Here is a 15,458-nt window from a genome sequence, read left to right as displayed (position 1 = left end):
GTGCGCCCCTTACAGTCCCAGGATCATTTTGGAAATGATGTTCTTCTGGATTTCGTTCGAGCCGCCGAAGATCGACAGCTTGCGATTGTTGAAATACAGCGACGCGGCGCTCGCGGCTTCGTCCGGGCCGACGGGCGTACCGTCGAAGCCGTCATGCAAGGCTTCCTCGATGAACGGCTGCGCGTACGCACCCATCGCGCGCCGCGTAAGCGACGAGATTTCCTGACGGATCTCCGTGCCGCGAATCTTCAGCATCGAACTTTCGGCGCCGGGCACGCCGCCGCCCGCCACTGCCGCGATCACGCGCAGGTTGGTGGTCTTCATGTTCTCCAGATCGATCTCGACGCGCGCCATGCGAGTCGCGAACGCGGCGTCTTCCGCGAGCGGCCTGCCATTGCGCCGCTGTTTCGCTGCAATCTTGCGCAGGCGATTGAACGCGGCCACCGAGAAGCCGACGCCCGCAATATTGGTGCGCTCATACGTGAGCAGATACTTGGCGTAGGTCCAACCCTTGTTCTCTTCGCCGACGAGGTTCTGGACCGGCACGCGCACGTCGGTGAAAAACACTTCGTTGACTTCGTGTTCGCCGTCGAGCGTGATGATCGGGCGCACTTCGACGCCCGGTGTCTTCATGTCGATCAGCAGGAAGCTGATGCCTTCCTGTTTGCGCACATCGGTCGCGCTACGCACGAGGCAGAAGATCATGTTCGCGTAGTGGCCGAGCGTGGTCCATGTCTTCTGTCCATTGACGATGTAGTGCTCGCCCTGCGCGTCGATGCCGCGCACGGCGGTGGTTTTGACCGAGGCGAGATCGGAGCCGGCGCCGGGTTCCGAATAACCCTGGCACCACCAGTCCGAGCCGTCGAGAATACGCGGCAGCCAATGACGCTTTTGCGCTTCGCTGCCGTATTTGATCAGCACCGGGCCGAGCATGTTGACGCCGAACGGCACCACGCGCGGCGCGCCGGCCAGCGCGCATTCGTTTTCGAAGATGAATTTTTGCACCGCGTTCCAACCCGGGCCGCCGTACTCTTTAGGCCAGTGATTGGCGAGCCAGCCTTGCGCGTTGAGAATGGCGTGCCACTCGGCCATGTCGTCGCGCGTAAGACGGCGGCCGCCGTGGACCTTGTCGGCGAGACGTTGCGGGAGCTTGTCGCGCAGAAAGGCCTGCACGTCGGCGCGGAAGGCTTCTTCCTCGGGAGTGAAGTTCAGATCCATGGCGGGTGTTCCGAATTGGGTTGAGCGACCGGCGCGCACGCGCGCGTCCGGTCAGCCTGATGCAAGTCGACGATGATGCGCCGTTTCAGACGCTCTGGTTCAGGCTCGCGAAATCTGCGCCGCGCTCCACCAGTTCGACCAGCAGCGGCGAGGGCTTCCAGAAGAGCGGGTCTTGTTTGGCGAACTCGCGAATGTCGGCGAGGATCGTCGGCAGGCCGACCATGTCCGCGTATTTCATCGGACCGCCGCGATAGCGCGGGAAGCCGTAGCCGTACAGGAACGTCACGTCGACATCCAACGGCCGCAGCGCGATACGCTCGTGCACGACGTTGGCGCCTTCGTTGATCATCGCGGCCATGTAGCGGCGGATGATTTCATCGTCAGTGAAACTGCGCGGCGCGATGCCGGCGCGCACGCGTTCGGCATCGATGATCGCTTCGACTTCCGGGTCGGGCGTGCCGCTGCGCGATCCTTCGGGGTACAGATAGAAGCCGCGTCCGGTCTTTTGGCCGAACCAGCCGCGCTCGCAAAGACGGTCGGCGATCTGCACATAACGCGCTGCGGGATTGCGCGTGGCCGCTCGCCGTTTGCGTGCCGCCCAGCCGATGTCGCCGCCCGCCAGATCCACCACCTGGAACGGTCCCATCGGAAAGCCGAACGCGCGCACGGCTGCGTCGATCTGATAGGGTGAGGCGCCGTCTTCCATCATGGCGTCCGCGGCGCTGCGATACACGGCGAGCACGCGGTTGCCGATAAAGCCGTCGCACACGCCCGCGTGCACCGGCGTCTTGCGCAACTTTTTCGCCAGCTCGAACGCGGTGGCGACTACGTCGGCGCTGACCTGCTTCGGCACCACCACTTCCAGCAGCTTCATGATGTTGGCAGGCGAGAAGAAGTGCAGGCCGATCACGTCGGCGGGACGCGAAATGCTCGACGCGATCGCGTCGATGTCGAGATACGAGGTATTGGTCGCGAGCACCGCGCCCGCTTTGCAGACGCGATCGAGTTCGGCGAATACGGCCTGTTTGACGGCGAGGTCTTCGAATACGGCTTCGATCACGAGGTCGGCGCCGGCGAGCGCATCGTACGACGTGCTGCCGCTCCAGCGCGCCATGAGCGCCGCTTTCTTTTCCACGCTCAGGCGGCCTTTGGCGATCAGGCCGTCGTAGACTTTTTCGATGTGCGCGCGGCCGCGTGCGAGCGACGCGTCGTCGCGTTCGATCATCGTCACCGGCAAGCCCGCGTCGAGCACCGCGACGGCAATGCCCGCGCCCATCGTGCCGCCGCCCACCACGCCAATCGCGTTCAGCGCGCGTGGTTTGGCGTCGCGCGTTTCGGGCGCCTTGAGCACTTCGCGCTCGGCAAAGAACGCGTGAATCAGACCGGCGCGCTGCGGGCTGTCGATACATTCGAGGAACAGCTTGCGTTCGAGCCGCAGACCGTCGTCGAAAGGCCGTTCGATGGCGGCCTCGACGGCGTCGACGATTTTCAGCGGCGAGAACAGGCCACGCGATTTCTTCGCGGTTTCCGCCCGCGCCGTGGCGACGGCGGCGAGACTCGCGGCGCGCTCGCTGAGTGCCGACGCGTCGCGCGTGCGGCGCACCGGCGCGTGGGCGGCCAGCAACTCGTGCGCGTACGCGAACCCTTCGGCGAGGATGTCGTCGCTGCTGCCGAGACGGTCGATCAGACCGAACGCGAGCGCTTCCTTCGCGCTGGCGTGGCGGCCGCTCAGAATCAGATCGAGCGCGGCCTGCGCGCCGATCAAACGCGGCGTGCGCTGCGTGCCGCCCGCGCCCGGCAACAGGCCGAGTTGCACTTCAGGCAAGCCGAGCTTCGCGCCGTCGACGGCAATCCGGTAATGCGCCGCGAGCGCCACTTCCAGACCGCCGCCGAGCGCCGCGCCATGAATCGCAGCGATTACCGGCTTCGTGCACGCCTCGATGCGGTTGCACACGTCCGGCAGCGAGGGTGGCACCGGCGGCTTGCCGAACTCGCGAATGTCCGCGCCGGCGATGAAATTGCGCCCCGCGCCGATGATCAGCACGGCCTCCACGGCCTTGTCGGCATCCGCGGCTTCGACGGCGGCGAGCAGGCCGCGCCGCACGTCGGCGGATAACGCATTGACCGGCGCATGGTCGATCGTCACGAGCAGCACCTTGCCGCGCAATTCGCGCGTGACAACATCGGCCGAAGGGTTGGGGGTCATGGCGTCTCCTGATTGTGATGGGCCGCATGGCAGAGCATGCCGGGTCTGGCGAACTGTCCCGATTGTGAGTCGGTCAAGGTTTATTGACAATTACATGGGCGGTTGACAGACTGTCAAAGTTTATTTGACAAAGGCGCCGCCATGGACGTCAACTCGCTGACCCTGCTGGTGGACATTCTGGACGCGGGCAATCTCAGTGAAGCCGCGCGCCGGCTGAAAATGAGCCGCGCGAACGTGAGCTACCACCTGAATCAGCTGGAGCGTTCCATCGGGCTGCAACTGGTGAGGCGCACCACGCGCCGGGTCGAACCGACCGAGATCGGTCTGCAACTCTACGAACATGGCCGCACGATCCAGAACGCGCTGCTCGCCGCGCGCGAATCCGTCACCACGCTCGGGCAAAGTCTGCAAGGGCGCGTGCGGCTGAGCGTGCCGAGCGGTTACGGGCAACTCGTCATGTCGGACTGGCTGATCGCGTTCAAGCGGCTTTATCCGGGCATCGTACTGGATGTGATGTTCGAGAACCGCGTTGAAGACCTGATGCGCGATGAAGTCGATATCGCCGTGCGCGTGATGTCCGAGCCGCCGCAAAACCTCGTCGCGCGCGACATGGGGCCGGTGCGGTATGTGGCATGCGCGTCGCCGGATTTTGCGGACAGGCACGGCATGCCGCAGCGGCTCGACGATCTGCGCACGGCGCCGCTGATTACCGCTGCAGTGGTCGGCCGGCAGTTGCGGGTAGCCGCATATTTGCGCGATGAACGGCATGAAGTGCTGCTGGAGCCGAGCATCATCTCCGAGAACTTTCTGTTCTTGCGCCAGGCGGTGCTTGCGGGACTCGGCGTGGGCCTCGTGCCGGATTATGTGGTGCAGGACGATCTGCGCCGCGGCGACGTGCTCACCGCGCTCGATGAATGGCGCTTAAGCATCTTCGGGACGCACATGTACATGCTGTATATGCCGAACCGGCATCACACGCGCGCGGCGTCGACGTTCATCGATTTCATTTTGCAGCAGGCGCATGGCACGGGCAGAGGCTTGCCCGCGTAAACGACGAGGTTCATCTTGTATCTCGCGCAGGTATGCTACGCAAAAAGAGCGGAGACAAGAGATGAAATGGATCATCGGACTTCTAGCCGTGCTGGCACTTGCCGTAGTTGTTCTGTTGATCTCCCGCTTGCCGGGCGAAGACGCGATTCGTCTCGCCGGTTACGTGGCGACTGCCGCCTTTGCCGCGCTCATCAGCTTAGTGCTGCGCTGGCGCGCTAGCCGGGCCCAACAGCGCAATAAGCGGGCAGGGTGAGCACGCGTCTCGCTAGGCGGTCTGTACGCTCTCGCGCAACTCGTCGCCGAGAAAATCGATAAACGTCCTCAGCTTGGCCGACAAGCGGTGCCGCTCCAGATAGATCGCGTGAATGTCCGCGTTCGGCAGCGCCCAGTCGGCGAGAAGCGGCACCAGTTCGCCGCGCCTTAAGTGCCCCGCGATTTCCCACGCCGAACGCACAGCGACGCCGCGGCCGTCGAGCGCCCACTTCAGCACGGCGCTGCCGTCGTTGCTGCTCAACGGACCGTCCACCTTCACCGTCTCCGATTTCTTGCCGCGCGAAAAATGCCACGTGCCGTACGCCGATTCGTTTTCGCGTAGGACGAGGCAGGCATGCCGCGTGAGATCGTGCGGCATTTGCGGTGCGCCGTGCCGCTTCACATAAGCCGGCGACGCGCATACGACGCGCTGGTTCTTCAGCAGCAAGCGCGCGTTGATGCGCGCATCCGGCACTTCGCCGAAACGAATCCCGAGATCGAAGCCTTCCTCCTGCAAGCTGACCGGCCGGTCCGTCAGATGCAACTGAATCTTCATCGACGGGAACCGCTCGCTGAAACGCGAAATGGCCGGGGCGATGTGCGCGCGGCCGAAACCGAACGACGCATTCACGCGCAACAGACCGGTCGGCTCGGCGCGGCTCTGCGTGACCAGTTGTTCGAGTTCGGCGAGATCGTCGAGGATGCGCGAGCCATTCGCCAGATAAATCTCGCCCTCCGCCGTCAGGCTGACGCGCCGCGTGGTGCGGTTCACGAGACGCACGCCGAGACGCTGTTCGAGTTGCGCGAGCCGCTTGCTGATGGACGGCGGCGTGACGCCGAGTTCGCGTGCAGCCGCGGCGAGATTGCGATGGCGCGCCACCAGCGCGAACAGATTGAGGTCGGAAAAGCCGTCCATCGATTCGTTCCTAAAAGTTAATTCCGGATTGCGCCAATAGAAACCATATCGCTGCAGGCATCAATTAGACTTCATTCAAACAGGGGAGGCAATGATGTTTGCAGGTTTCACAGACGCGTCGGCCGAGGTCGACGGCATTCGCATCAACGCGATTCGCGGCGGCAACGGGCCGGCTTTGCTGCTGCTGCATGGGCATCCACAAACTCACGCGATCTGGCACAAGGTCGCACCGACGTTGGCGCGGCACTTCACGCTGATCGCCGCGGATTTGCGCGGCTACGGCGACAGCGGCAAACCGCAGGGCACACACGACCACGCGAACTATTCGAAACGGCGCATGGCCGCCGATCAGGTCGCGCTAATGCGTGCGCAAGGTTTCGACCGCTTCGCCGTGATCGGCCACGATCGCGGCGGACGGGTGGCCGCCCGCATGGCGCTCGATCATCCGCGAACCGTGACCCGGCTCGTGACGCTAGACGTCGCGCCGACCCTTGCGATGTACGAACAGACCTCGTTCGATTTCGCGCGCGCTTACTGGCACTGGTTCTTTCTCGTGCGACCCGCGCCGTTTCCCGAGACGTTGATTCGCGCGGATCCCGACCTCTATCTGAAGCAGACCATCGGCGCGCGCAGCGCCGGCCTCGCGCCATTCACCGACGCGGCCTACGCCGAATATCTGCGCTGCCTGAGCGACCCCGGCACCGCGCACGGCATCTGCGAGGACTACCGCGCGAGCATCACGATCGACCTCGAACACGACCGCGCGTCGCTCGCTGAAGGGCGGAAGATCGAATGCGATTTCCTGGCGCTGTGGGGCGCGCAAGGCGTCATCGAACAATGCTTCGAGCCCCTCGCCGAATGGCGGAAGTGGTCGGCCAATGTGAGCGGCGAAGCGCTGCCGTGCGGCCACTACATTCCCGAGGAAGCGCCCGGGTTATTGCTCGAACGCGTCCTTCCGTTTCTGCAGTCCTAGTCGCGCGGGCCTTCATCATGTCAACACGAACCCTTTACCAGAAGCTGGTCGATTCGCATGTCGTGACGCGTGTAGATGAACAGAACGTGCTGCTGTACGTCGATCTGCATCTGATGAACGAATACACCAGCCCACAAGCGTTCAGCGCGCTGGCCGCGAAAACGCGGCGCGTGCGCCGGCCGAAGCAGCAGCTCGCGGTGGTCAGTCACATCATTCCGACGCACGCGGAATCGCCGCGTGTGATTCGCGATGCCGCGTCGTTGCTGCTCGCGAACAACCTGGCGCGCAATTGCGCGGAGGCCGGCATCGCGTTGCATGCGGCGAACGATCCGCTGCAAGGCATCGAACATATCGTCGCGCCCGAGCGTGGGGTGATTCGGCCGGGCATGGTCGTGCTGTGCGGCGATAGTCATACAACGACGTATGGCGCGCTTGGCGCTTTGGGATTCGGCATCGGCACGTCCGAGGTCGAGCACGTGCTCGCCACGCAGACGCTGGTGTATCGCGTCGCGCAGACCATGCGCATCACGATCGAGGGTGCGATGCCGTATGGCACATCTTCGAAGGATCTGATTCTGTGGATCATCAGCCGCATCGGCGCGCAGGGCGCGCGCGGCTATGCGGTGGAATTCGCTGGATCGACGATCGCGTCGCTGTCGGCGGAAGCACGCATGACCTTGTGCAACATGACCGTCGAAGCGGGTGCGCGCGCCGCGCTGATCGCACCCGATGCCACCACGTTCGACTACATCCGCGCACACGCACCGTCGCTCGATGAAACCGCGTGGCAAGCGGCGATGAACGACTGGCGCGAACTGAAATCGGACCCGGACGCGCGCTTCGATATCGAGCATCGTTTCGATGCCCGCGATATCGCGCCGTTTGTCACGTGGGGCACGAGTCCCGACCAGGCCATCGCCGTCGACGAACTGATCCCCGCCGCGGCCACGCAAAAGACACCGGAAGCCGTCGCCGCGTTGCGCCGCGCGCTCGACTATATCGGCCTCGACGCGGATCAGCCGATTGCGGGCACGCCGATCGATCGCGTGTTCATCGGCTCCTGCACCAATGGACGCATTGAAGACCTGCGCATCGTCGCGTCGATCGTCGCGGGGCGCCACGTCGCGCAGGGCGTGCGCGCGATGGTCGTGCCCGGCTCGGGCAGCGTGCGACGCCAGGCGGAAGCCGAAGGCATCGCGGCGACATTGCGCGAGGCCGGCTTCGAATGGCGCGAGCCGGGCTGCTCGATGTGTCTCGCGATGAACGACGATTTTCTGGCGCTCGACGAACGGTGTGCCTCCACCACCAACCGCAACTTCGAAGGGCGCCAGGGCCGTGGCGGCCGTACTCACCTGATGAGCCCCGCGATGGCCGCGGCGGCCGCATTGACCGGACGCATCACCGACGTCCGCACGCTGGAGACGCAGTCATGAGACTTACCGAAATCCACGGCGCCGCCGCGCCTTTGCCAATCGAAAACCTCGATACCGATCAGATCATGCCGAAGCAGTTTCTGCGCATTATCGACAAGGCGGGGCTCAAGGAAGGCTTGCTGTATGACTTGCGTTTCGACGCGCAAGGCGAGCCGCGCAGCGACTGCGTGTTGAATCTGGCGGAGTATCGTGACGCTCGCATTCTGATCGGCGGCTCGAACTTCGGCTGCGGGTCGAGCCGCGAGCACGCGGTGTGGGGACTTCAGCAAGCCGGTTTCGAAGCGGTCATCGCGCCGAGCTTCGCGGAGATCTTCTATTCGAACGCGATGAACAACCGTCTGCTGCTCGTGCAACTTGAACGCGACGAAATCGACCTCCTGTTGCATGACGCAGCAACGCAACCCGCAGCGCCGCTGCATATCGACGTCGAACGGCAAACAGTGACGTCCGCCACGGGACGCGCGTTTGCGTTTCCACTCGGCGCTCGCCATAAACAGATGGTGGTCGAAGGCATGGACACCATCGATCTGACGCTCGCCTCATTGCACGACATTGAAGCATTCGAGCGAGACCATTTCACGCGGCATAGCTGGGCCGCCGTGTTGTAACACCCTGGCGACGTGCAGGTCGCCGCTCAACGCTAACCGCGCGTGACCCATTCCCCGACAGAAGGGAAGGGACACGCTTTGCCTGTCAAAACGGAGGAGACATGAAACGCAAACCGCTCTACAAGGTGCTGTATGTGCAGGTGATCGTGGCGATCATCATCGGCGTGGCGTTGGGGCATTTTCTGCCCGCGGACGCCGTGGCGATGAAACCGCTCGGCGATGCCTTCATCAAACTCGTGCGCATGATCATCAGCCCGGTGATTTTCTGCACGGTCGTGACCGGTATTGCCAGCATGCACGACATGCGCAAAGTCGGGCGCGTGGGCGGCAAGGCCTTGCTGTATTTCGAGGTGGTGTCGACGCTCGCACTGGCGATCGGCCTGCTCGCCGCGCATGTGCTGAAACCGGGCATCGGCTTCAACGTCGATCCCGCCACGCTCGATGCCGGCGCGATCGCGAGTTATGCCGCGCAAGCCGCACACGGCGAAGGGCTCGCGGGCTTCTTCATGCACATCATTCCCGATACGTTCGCTGGCGCTTTCACGCAGGGCGATATTCTGCCGGTGCTGCTGATCGCAATGTTGTTCGGCACCGCGCTCGCGGTGCTGGGCGAACCCGCCAAACCGCTGATCGGTCTGATCGACCTGCTGTCTAAAACGTTCTTCCGCATCGTGCGGATGATCACCAGCCTCGCGCCGATCGGCGCGTTCGGTGCGATCGCGTTCACGATCGGCAAATACGGCATCGTCTCCTTGCTGCCGATGGTGAAACTGATCGGTACGTTCTATCTGACCGCGTTTCTGTTCGTCTCGTGCGGCCTTGGTCTGATTGCGCGAGCATGCGGTTTCAGCTTGTGGCGCTTCGTCGTCTATATCAAGGATGAGTTGCTGATCGTGCTCGGCACTTCCACGTCGGAAGCGGCGCTGCCGCAACTGATGGAGAAGCTGGAGCGGCTCGGCTGCTCGCGCGGCATTGTCGGTCTCGTGGTGCCGACCGGCTACTCGTTCAATCTCGACGGCACCAATATCTACATGACGCTCGCGGTGCTGTTTCTCGCGCAGGCCACCAACACGCATTTGACGATCGCTCAGGAAATCACGCTGCTGGCGGTGACGATGCTGACGTCCAAGGGTTCGACGGGCGTCACGGGGGCGGGGTTCATCACGCTGGCCGCGAGTCTTTCCGTGGTGCCCACTGTGCCGGTGACGGCGATGGTGCTGATTCTCGGCATCGACAGGTTCATGTCTGAGTGCCGGGCGCTGACCAATACGATGGGCAACGGCGTGGCGTCGATTGTGATTGCGGCGTGGGAGAAGGAACTGGATCGGGACAAGCTGAGGGCGGCGTTGGGGCGGCCACGTTCGCGGCCAGTTGACGATCCGGCCGGCGCGCTCGATGAACGCACGACGGTGGGTGCCGCGCGGGAAGTCGAGTGGGCTGGAGTTGAGCCTGGCTCAAAAATTAATGAAATATCAAGCACGAAATAAGGGAAATAAAATTGAGGGCGACAACAACGCGCGAACAAAACTTGAGCTAAACTCAGAAAACACCGAAAGCGCAGTTCGTGAAGGAGACACCCGAATGCCCGCAGCTTCGTCGAGTACCTCGCCGCCATCCAGCGGCTATCGTTCAGTTTTTCGCGAAGGTCTTTTCTCCGGCAAGGTGGTGATCGTCACCGGCGCGGGCAGCGGACTTGGCCGATGCACGGCTCACGAACTGGCGTCCTTGGGGGCGACCCTGGCGCTGGTCGGCCGAAGCGAAGACAAGCTGAAAGCGGTGCAAGCCGAACTGGCCACGGATCATCCGTCCTCCGGCAACGGCCACAAGATTTACTCCTGCGACATCCGTAACGAGCAGCAGGTCCGTGACACGATCGCTTCCATCATCACCGATCTGGGCCACGTGGACGGCCTTTTCAACTGCGCAGGCGGGCAATTCCCCGCGAGGCTCGAAAAGATCTCCCTCAACGGTTGGGACGCGGTCGTGCGCAACAATCTGCACGGCACGTTTCTGATGTCCCGCGAGTGCTATACCCAATGGATGCAGCATCACGGCGGCGCGATCGTGAACATGCTGGCGGACATCTGGGGCGGCATGCCTGGCATGGGGCACTCGGGCGCGGCGCGTGCGGGCGTATGGAACTTCACCGAAACGGCCGCCTGCGAATGGGGCCACGCCGGCGTTAGAGTCAATGCGGTCGCGCCCGGCTGGATTGCGTCGGCGGGCATGGACAGCTACAACGAAGAGTACCAGGCGCTGCTGCGCACGCTGAAGCACAAGGTGCCATTGCAGCGTTTCGGCACGGAATCGGAACTCGCCAGCGCGGCGGTCTTTCTGTTGTCGGAGGCGTCGGCGTTCATCAACGGCACAGTGATCCGTGTCGACGGCGGCGTGCCGAACGCGCGCCATTCATGGCCGCTCGCCGAAGCGCAGCGTACGATCGAATATAACGGCTTCCCGCGCTATCAACCGCCGACGGGCTTGCAGGAGCAGACAGGATGAATCTCGACGGCCAGACCTACGAGTCGCTCGCGGCAAACTTCGCCTGGGACATCCCGGCGCGCTACAACATCGGTGTCGATGTTTGCGACAAATGGGCCGACGGTTCGGGCCGCCTCGCGCTGATCTACGAGGACGCCGAGGGCAACGCCACCCGCTATACGTTCGACCAGTTGAAGGCGCTGTCCGATCGCTTTGCCAATGCGCTGCTCGCGGCGGGCGCGCAACGCGGCGACCGCATCGGCATCTTCCTGTCGCAATCGATCGAAACGGCGCTCGCGCATCTCGCCGCCTACAAGGCCGGCATGGTGGCCGTGCCGCTCTTCGCGCTGTTCGGCGTCGACGCGATCGAACACCGGCTCGGCGACAGCGGCGCGGTGGCATTGATCACCGACCACGCCGGCGTGCGGAAGGTCGACGAAATCCGCGCGGCATTGCCGGCATTGCGCCATGTCTTCAGCGTGGATATCGATCAGGACAACGGCGATCCGCAAGCGCCCGTGCATTCATTCTGGCAGGCGCTGAACAGCGCGTCCGCCAGCTTCAGGCCCTCCGACACCGGCGCCGACGATCCCGCGGTGATCATCTACACGTCGGGCACGACCGGCAAGCCGAAGGGCGCGCTGCACGGGCATCGCGTGTTGCTGGGCCATCTGCCGGGTGTGGAGATGTCGCAGCAGGGCTTTCCCGCGCACGCCACGCTCATGTGGACGCCCGCGGACTGGGCGTGGATCGGCGGCCTGTTCGACGTGCTGCTGCCTTCGTGGCATCACGGCGTCGCGGTGCTGGCGCGCCGCTTTGCGAAATTCGACGGCGAGGCCGCGTTCGATCTGATGGCGCGTCACGCGGTCTCGCATACATTCTTGCCGCCGACCGCTCTGAAGATGATGCGCGGTGTCGAGCATCCCGAACGCTGGAGCCTCGCATTGTGCTCGGTGGCAAGCGGCGGCGAATCGCTCGGCGAGGAACTGATCGGCTGGGGCCGCAAGGCGCTGCGCGTGACGATCAACGAGTTCTACGGGCAGACGGAGTGCAACGTGGTGGTGTCGTCGTGCGCGGCGCTGTTCGAGCCGCGCTTCGGCGCGATCGGCCGCGCGGTGCCCGGGCATCATGTCGCGATCGTCGACATGGACGGCAATGAACTGCCGCAAGGCGCAATCGGCGACATCGCGGTGGCCGCGCCCGATCCGGTCATGTTCCTCGGCTACTGGGGCAACGAGGCGGCCACGCGCGAAAAATTCCGCGGCAAGTTTCTGCTGACTGGCGACCTCGGCACGCGCGACGCGGACGGTTTCATCCGCTTCGTCGGCCGTGGCGATGACGTGATCACGAGTGCCGGTTATCGAATCGGACCGGCTTCGATCGAAGATTCTTTGCTGCGTCATCCGGCTGTTTCCATGGCGGCCGTGATCGGCGCGCCGGATCCCGAGCGCACCGAGATCGTGATGGCGTTCGTGGTGCTCAAGGCCGGTTTTGTCGGCGACGAGGCGCTCGTGCGCGAGATCCAGCATCACGTCAAAACGCGCCTTGCCGCGCACGAATATCCGCGCGAGATCCGCTTTGTCGACAGCCTGCCGTTGACGCCGACCGGCAAGGTGATCCGCAAAGCCTTGCGCGAGGGACTCGCACAAGAAGGTAACGATTCCGCCGCAAAACCATGAGCACGGGTCCGCGCTCACCTTCCACGCGCAGCGGCAGGGCGCTCCGGACGCCGGGCGCTCAACCGGGCCCGGCCTCGCTCGACGATACTGACCGCAAGCTGCTCGCACTGCTCGCCGAAGACGCCACACGCACTTACGCGGAACTCGGCAAGCTGCTGTTTCTGTCGGCGCCCGCGGTCCACGAACGTACCCGGCGTTTGAAAAAGGAAGGCGTGATCAAGGCGACGGTCGCCGCGCTCGACGGCGCGAGGCTGAATCGCCCATTGCTTGCGTTCGTGCATGTCGATACGACGAGCTGGGCGGTGACGCGGCAACTGCTGGCGCTGCAGGAACTGCCCGATGTCGAGGAGATTCATACCGTGACGGGCGAGAGCGCAATGTTGCTCAAGGTCCGCACGCGCGACACGCAATCGCTCGAACAACTGCTCGCGCGTATTCACGCGATCGAAGGCTTTACCGGCACGCGCAGCTATATCGCGCTGACCACCTATCTGGAGCGCGGCCCGAGTCCTGAACTCTGAACGCGCTCGCAGCGCGGCGTGTCACGCATGCAGTGAGAGACCTTTCACGGCTTTATCGACCGCCTTCTTCGGCCCGCGCACGGCAATGCCGACGAGGTCGGGCGCATCGGCGGGTTCGGCGCGGAACACTTCACGGTTCGCCTGATCGTGGCCCGTTGCGAACATCGCGCGCACATACACGGCGCGCGTCAATTCGCGTTCAATGCCCTGGCGGAACGCGCGCAGCAAACCCGCGTTGTCCGCCTGATACACCATCATCGGCTGGCCGAGCAGCGGCGCGTGCCGGCGGCCCGCCGCGTCCTCGTACGGCTCGCCCATCGCCTCCGGTGCGGCGCCGGCGATCCCCGTCGCGAGAAAGGCGGTCACATTGAGTTTTTGCCAGACAGCGAGATCGTCCAGCACGATGATCGCGACTTTCGTATCGAATTCCATAACGCACTACGCTCCACGGCATTAGAAAGACATCGAACCCGATCTTATGGAAACTCGACGCATCTGTGTATCGCTGTCGGGCAAAAACGAATGGGCTTCACTGGATGTGCGTTGGCGCTACGTCGACGTCGGGTTTTGCCTAATGCCATTCGGCACATGGTCGCTTGAACAGGCCGGCGTGCTGCAATGCAACCTGAGTGCGCGCCACGTCCATCAATGTTCGCGCCGTCGACGCGCGCACGAAATCCCCGCAAGCGACGCTGCCGCAACATAGGGCAAGTCCCTGGCGCGATTTAGCCGTGCATTACCACTCGCGCGTGCGTCCTCCTAAACTTCATCCAAACAGGAGGGGACACCGATGGCCAAACTCATCCACACGATGATCCGTGTGCAGGATCTGCCGCGCTCGCTCGCGTTCTATCAAAAGGCTTTCAGTTTCGACGTATCGCACCGGCTCGATTTTCCGGACTTCACGCTCGCTTATTTGCGCAACGCCGAAGCCGACGCCGAAATAGAACTGACCTGGAACAAAGGCCGCGAGGAACCGTATTCGCACGGCGACGGCTACGGCCATGTCGCTTTCGTGGTCGACGATGCGAAACACGAACGGCAGCGTCTACTCGATCTCGGCATGACGCCCAACGATCTGCGCGAGTTTCACAACGACGACGGCGAGTTGCTGGCACGTTATTTTTTCATTCAGGACCCTGACGGCTACAAGATCGAAGTGTTGGAACGCCACGGCCACTATCAATAGCCAAAGTAATCCGGCGGCCGCCGCGCGTAGTCGCAATACCCACAAGCAACCATCTTGGATGGGACCGGAATAAGGCGCTGAAGCGCCAGCTCTGGTCGACAGGAGACAACCATGAAGACAACGGTCATACCGATCGTCGCGTCCGATCACGCGCGGCATGAGCATCCTCACGAACACACGCACGAATACACGCATGAGCACACGCATGAGCACGGCGGCGAGCATCGCGCGGCGAAGGCTGCCGCGGCCGCGTTGCGGCTTCCGCTCACGCGTCGCGAGCTTTTGAGAGGCACGGGTGTGCTGATGGGCACGCTGGCGTTCTCGTCGGTACTGTCGACGCTCGCGCCGAGCCGCGCGTGGGCCCTCGAACTGCAAGGTCTCGACACGCACCAGGGCGAAGTGATTCTGGCCTTCACGCGGCAGATCTATCCACACCCCACGCTCGACAACGCGGTCTACGCGCTGGTGGTCAAGGACCTCGACGCGAAAGCGAAAGCCGATCCGGCGGTGCGTCAGCAACTCGCGGACGGCGTCAGACAACTCGACGCGCAAGCGGGTTCCGACTGGCTCAAGCGTGCGCCCGCGGACCAGGCCAAGGATGTCGCCGCGCTCGCGGGCACGCCGTTTTTCAACACGATACGCAGCACCGCGGTGGTTTCGCTGTACGCCAACACCATGGCGTATGCGCACTTCGGCTACGGCGCTTCGGAAGGCGACGGCGGCTACCTGACGAAAGGGTTCAACAGCCTTTCGTGGCTGCCTAATCCGCCGGCAGCCGCCAGCGGACCGATCCCTACGGACAGCTAATCGCGATGAAGGCGTTGCATGGGGCAGGAGTAAGCGCTGAAGCGCCAACTCTGATCGACCGCTTTGCATGGGACGGGAATAAGCGCTAAAGCGCTAACTCCCGTCGACCGCTTTGCATGGGACGG

General features: G+C 63.6%; 15 protein-coding genes. 11 read left to right on the top strand and 4 right to left on the bottom strand.

The window, feature by feature from the left end; translation table 11 throughout:
* Positions 1 to 9: 9 nt before the first annotated feature.
* Positions 10 to 1,218: an acyl-CoA dehydrogenase family protein gene (locus B0G81_RS19195; RefSeq protein WP_134138003.1), complete on the bottom strand. Its 1,209-nt coding sequence runs from the start codon at positions 1,216 to 1,218 to the stop codon at positions 10 to 12.
* Positions 1,219 to 1,303: 85 nt separating this feature from the next.
* Positions 1,304 to 3,424 carry a 3-hydroxyacyl-CoA dehydrogenase NAD-binding domain-containing protein gene (locus B0G81_RS19190; protein ID WP_134138002.1) on the bottom strand — a complete coding sequence of 707 codons (2,121 nt, stop codon included), beginning with the start codon at positions 3,422 to 3,424 and terminating at the stop codon, positions 1,304 to 1,306.
* A gap of 141 nt (positions 3,425 to 3,565) precedes the next feature.
* Between B0G81_RS19190 and B0G81_RS19185 the strand changes: the two genes are divergently transcribed.
* The gene (locus tag B0G81_RS19185; RefSeq protein WP_116139937.1) at positions 3,566 to 4,474 is read left to right on the top strand and encodes a LysR family transcriptional regulator; all 909 of its coding nucleotides are present in this window, start codon (positions 3,566 to 3,568) and stop codon (positions 4,472 to 4,474) included.
* Between the two features lie 61 nt (positions 4,475 to 4,535).
* Complete coding sequence (locus B0G81_RS19180; protein WP_106279230.1) at positions 4,536 to 4,727, top strand: hypothetical protein; 192 nt, start codon at positions 4,536 to 4,538, stop codon at positions 4,725 to 4,727.
* Between the two features lie 12 nt (positions 4,728 to 4,739).
* Here the strand turns inward: B0G81_RS19180 and B0G81_RS19175 are convergent, their stop codons facing one another.
* Positions 4,740 to 5,642 (bottom strand): LysR family transcriptional regulator, encoded by a 903-nt coding sequence (locus B0G81_RS19175; protein ID WP_134138001.1) that lies wholly within the window; start codon positions 5,640 to 5,642, stop codon positions 4,740 to 4,742.
* Between the two features lie 94 nt (positions 5,643 to 5,736).
* Here B0G81_RS19175 and B0G81_RS19170 point away from each other — a divergent pair, with 94 nt between their 5' ends.
* The 7 genes from B0G81_RS19170 (at position 5,737) to B0G81_RS19140 (ending at position 13,337) form a co-directional block, all read left to right on the top strand.
* Positions 5,737 to 6,615 (top strand): alpha/beta hydrolase, encoded by an 879-nt coding sequence (locus B0G81_RS19170; protein ID WP_134143165.1) that lies wholly within the window; start codon positions 5,737 to 5,739, stop codon positions 6,613 to 6,615.
* 17 nt (positions 6,616 to 6,632) lie between these two features.
* A complete protein-coding gene (leuC, locus tag B0G81_RS19165) occupies positions 6,633 to 8,048 on the top strand; it encodes a 3-isopropylmalate dehydratase large subunit (protein ID WP_134138000.1) in 1,416 nt (471 codons plus the stop codon).
* Positions 8,045 to 8,656: a 3-isopropylmalate dehydratase small subunit gene (gene leuD, locus B0G81_RS19160; RefSeq protein ID WP_134137999.1), complete on the top strand. Its 612-nt coding sequence runs from the start codon at positions 8,045 to 8,047 to the stop codon at positions 8,654 to 8,656. Before leuC ends, leuD begins: the two co-directional genes overlap by 4 nt.
* A 101-nt stretch (positions 8,657 to 8,757) precedes the next feature.
* The gene (locus tag B0G81_RS19155; RefSeq protein ID WP_134137998.1) at positions 8,758 to 10,143 is read left to right on the top strand and encodes a dicarboxylate/amino acid:cation symporter; all 1,386 of its coding nucleotides are present in this window, start codon (positions 8,758 to 8,760) and stop codon (positions 10,141 to 10,143) included.
* A 94-nt stretch (positions 10,144 to 10,237) separates the two neighbouring features.
* Positions 10,238 to 11,158, top strand: a complete 921-nt coding sequence (locus tag B0G81_RS19150) for an SDR family oxidoreductase (protein ID WP_134137997.1) — start codon at positions 10,238 to 10,240, stop codon at positions 11,156 to 11,158.
* Positions 11,155 to 12,816 (top strand): acyl-CoA synthetase, encoded by a 1,662-nt coding sequence (locus B0G81_RS19145; protein ID WP_134137996.1) that lies wholly within the window; start codon positions 11,155 to 11,157, stop codon positions 12,814 to 12,816. The genes B0G81_RS19150 and B0G81_RS19145 overlap by 4 nt, the downstream gene beginning before the upstream one ends.
* The gene (locus tag B0G81_RS19140) at positions 12,813 to 13,337 is read left to right on the top strand and encodes an Lrp/AsnC family transcriptional regulator (RefSeq protein ID WP_134137995.1); all 525 of its coding nucleotides are present in this window, start codon (positions 12,813 to 12,815) and stop codon (positions 13,335 to 13,337) included. The genes B0G81_RS19145 and B0G81_RS19140 overlap by 4 nt, the downstream gene beginning before the upstream one ends.
* 21 nt (positions 13,338 to 13,358) lie before the next feature.
* Here the strand turns inward: B0G81_RS19140 and B0G81_RS19135 are convergent, their stop codons facing one another.
* Positions 13,359 to 13,769, bottom strand: coding sequence for a DUF2000 domain-containing protein (locus tag B0G81_RS19135; RefSeq protein WP_106279245.1), 411 nt, complete (start codon positions 13,767 to 13,769; stop codon positions 13,359 to 13,361).
* A 358-nt stretch (positions 13,770 to 14,127) separates the two neighbouring features.
* Here B0G81_RS19135 and B0G81_RS19130 point away from each other — a divergent pair, with 358 nt between their 5' ends.
* Positions 14,128 to 14,526 carry a VOC family protein gene (locus B0G81_RS19130; protein ID WP_134137994.1) on the top strand — a complete coding sequence of 133 codons (399 nt, stop codon included), beginning with the start codon at positions 14,128 to 14,130 and terminating at the stop codon, positions 14,524 to 14,526.
* 111 nt (positions 14,527 to 14,637) lie between these two features.
* Positions 14,638 to 15,333 carry a tat (twin-arginine translocation) pathway signal sequence gene (locus tag B0G81_RS19125; protein ID WP_134137993.1) on the top strand — a complete coding sequence of 232 codons (696 nt, stop codon included), beginning with the start codon at positions 14,638 to 14,640 and terminating at the stop codon, positions 15,331 to 15,333.
* The last annotated feature ends 125 nt before the right edge of the window (positions 15,334 to 15,458 follow it).

This window comes from Paraburkholderia sp. BL6665CI2N2, from assembly GCF_004366535.1.
Classification (GTDB): Bacteria; Pseudomonadota; Gammaproteobacteria; order Burkholderiales; family Burkholderiaceae; genus Paraburkholderia.
This window is presented reverse-complemented; position numbering and strand designations above follow the sequence as displayed.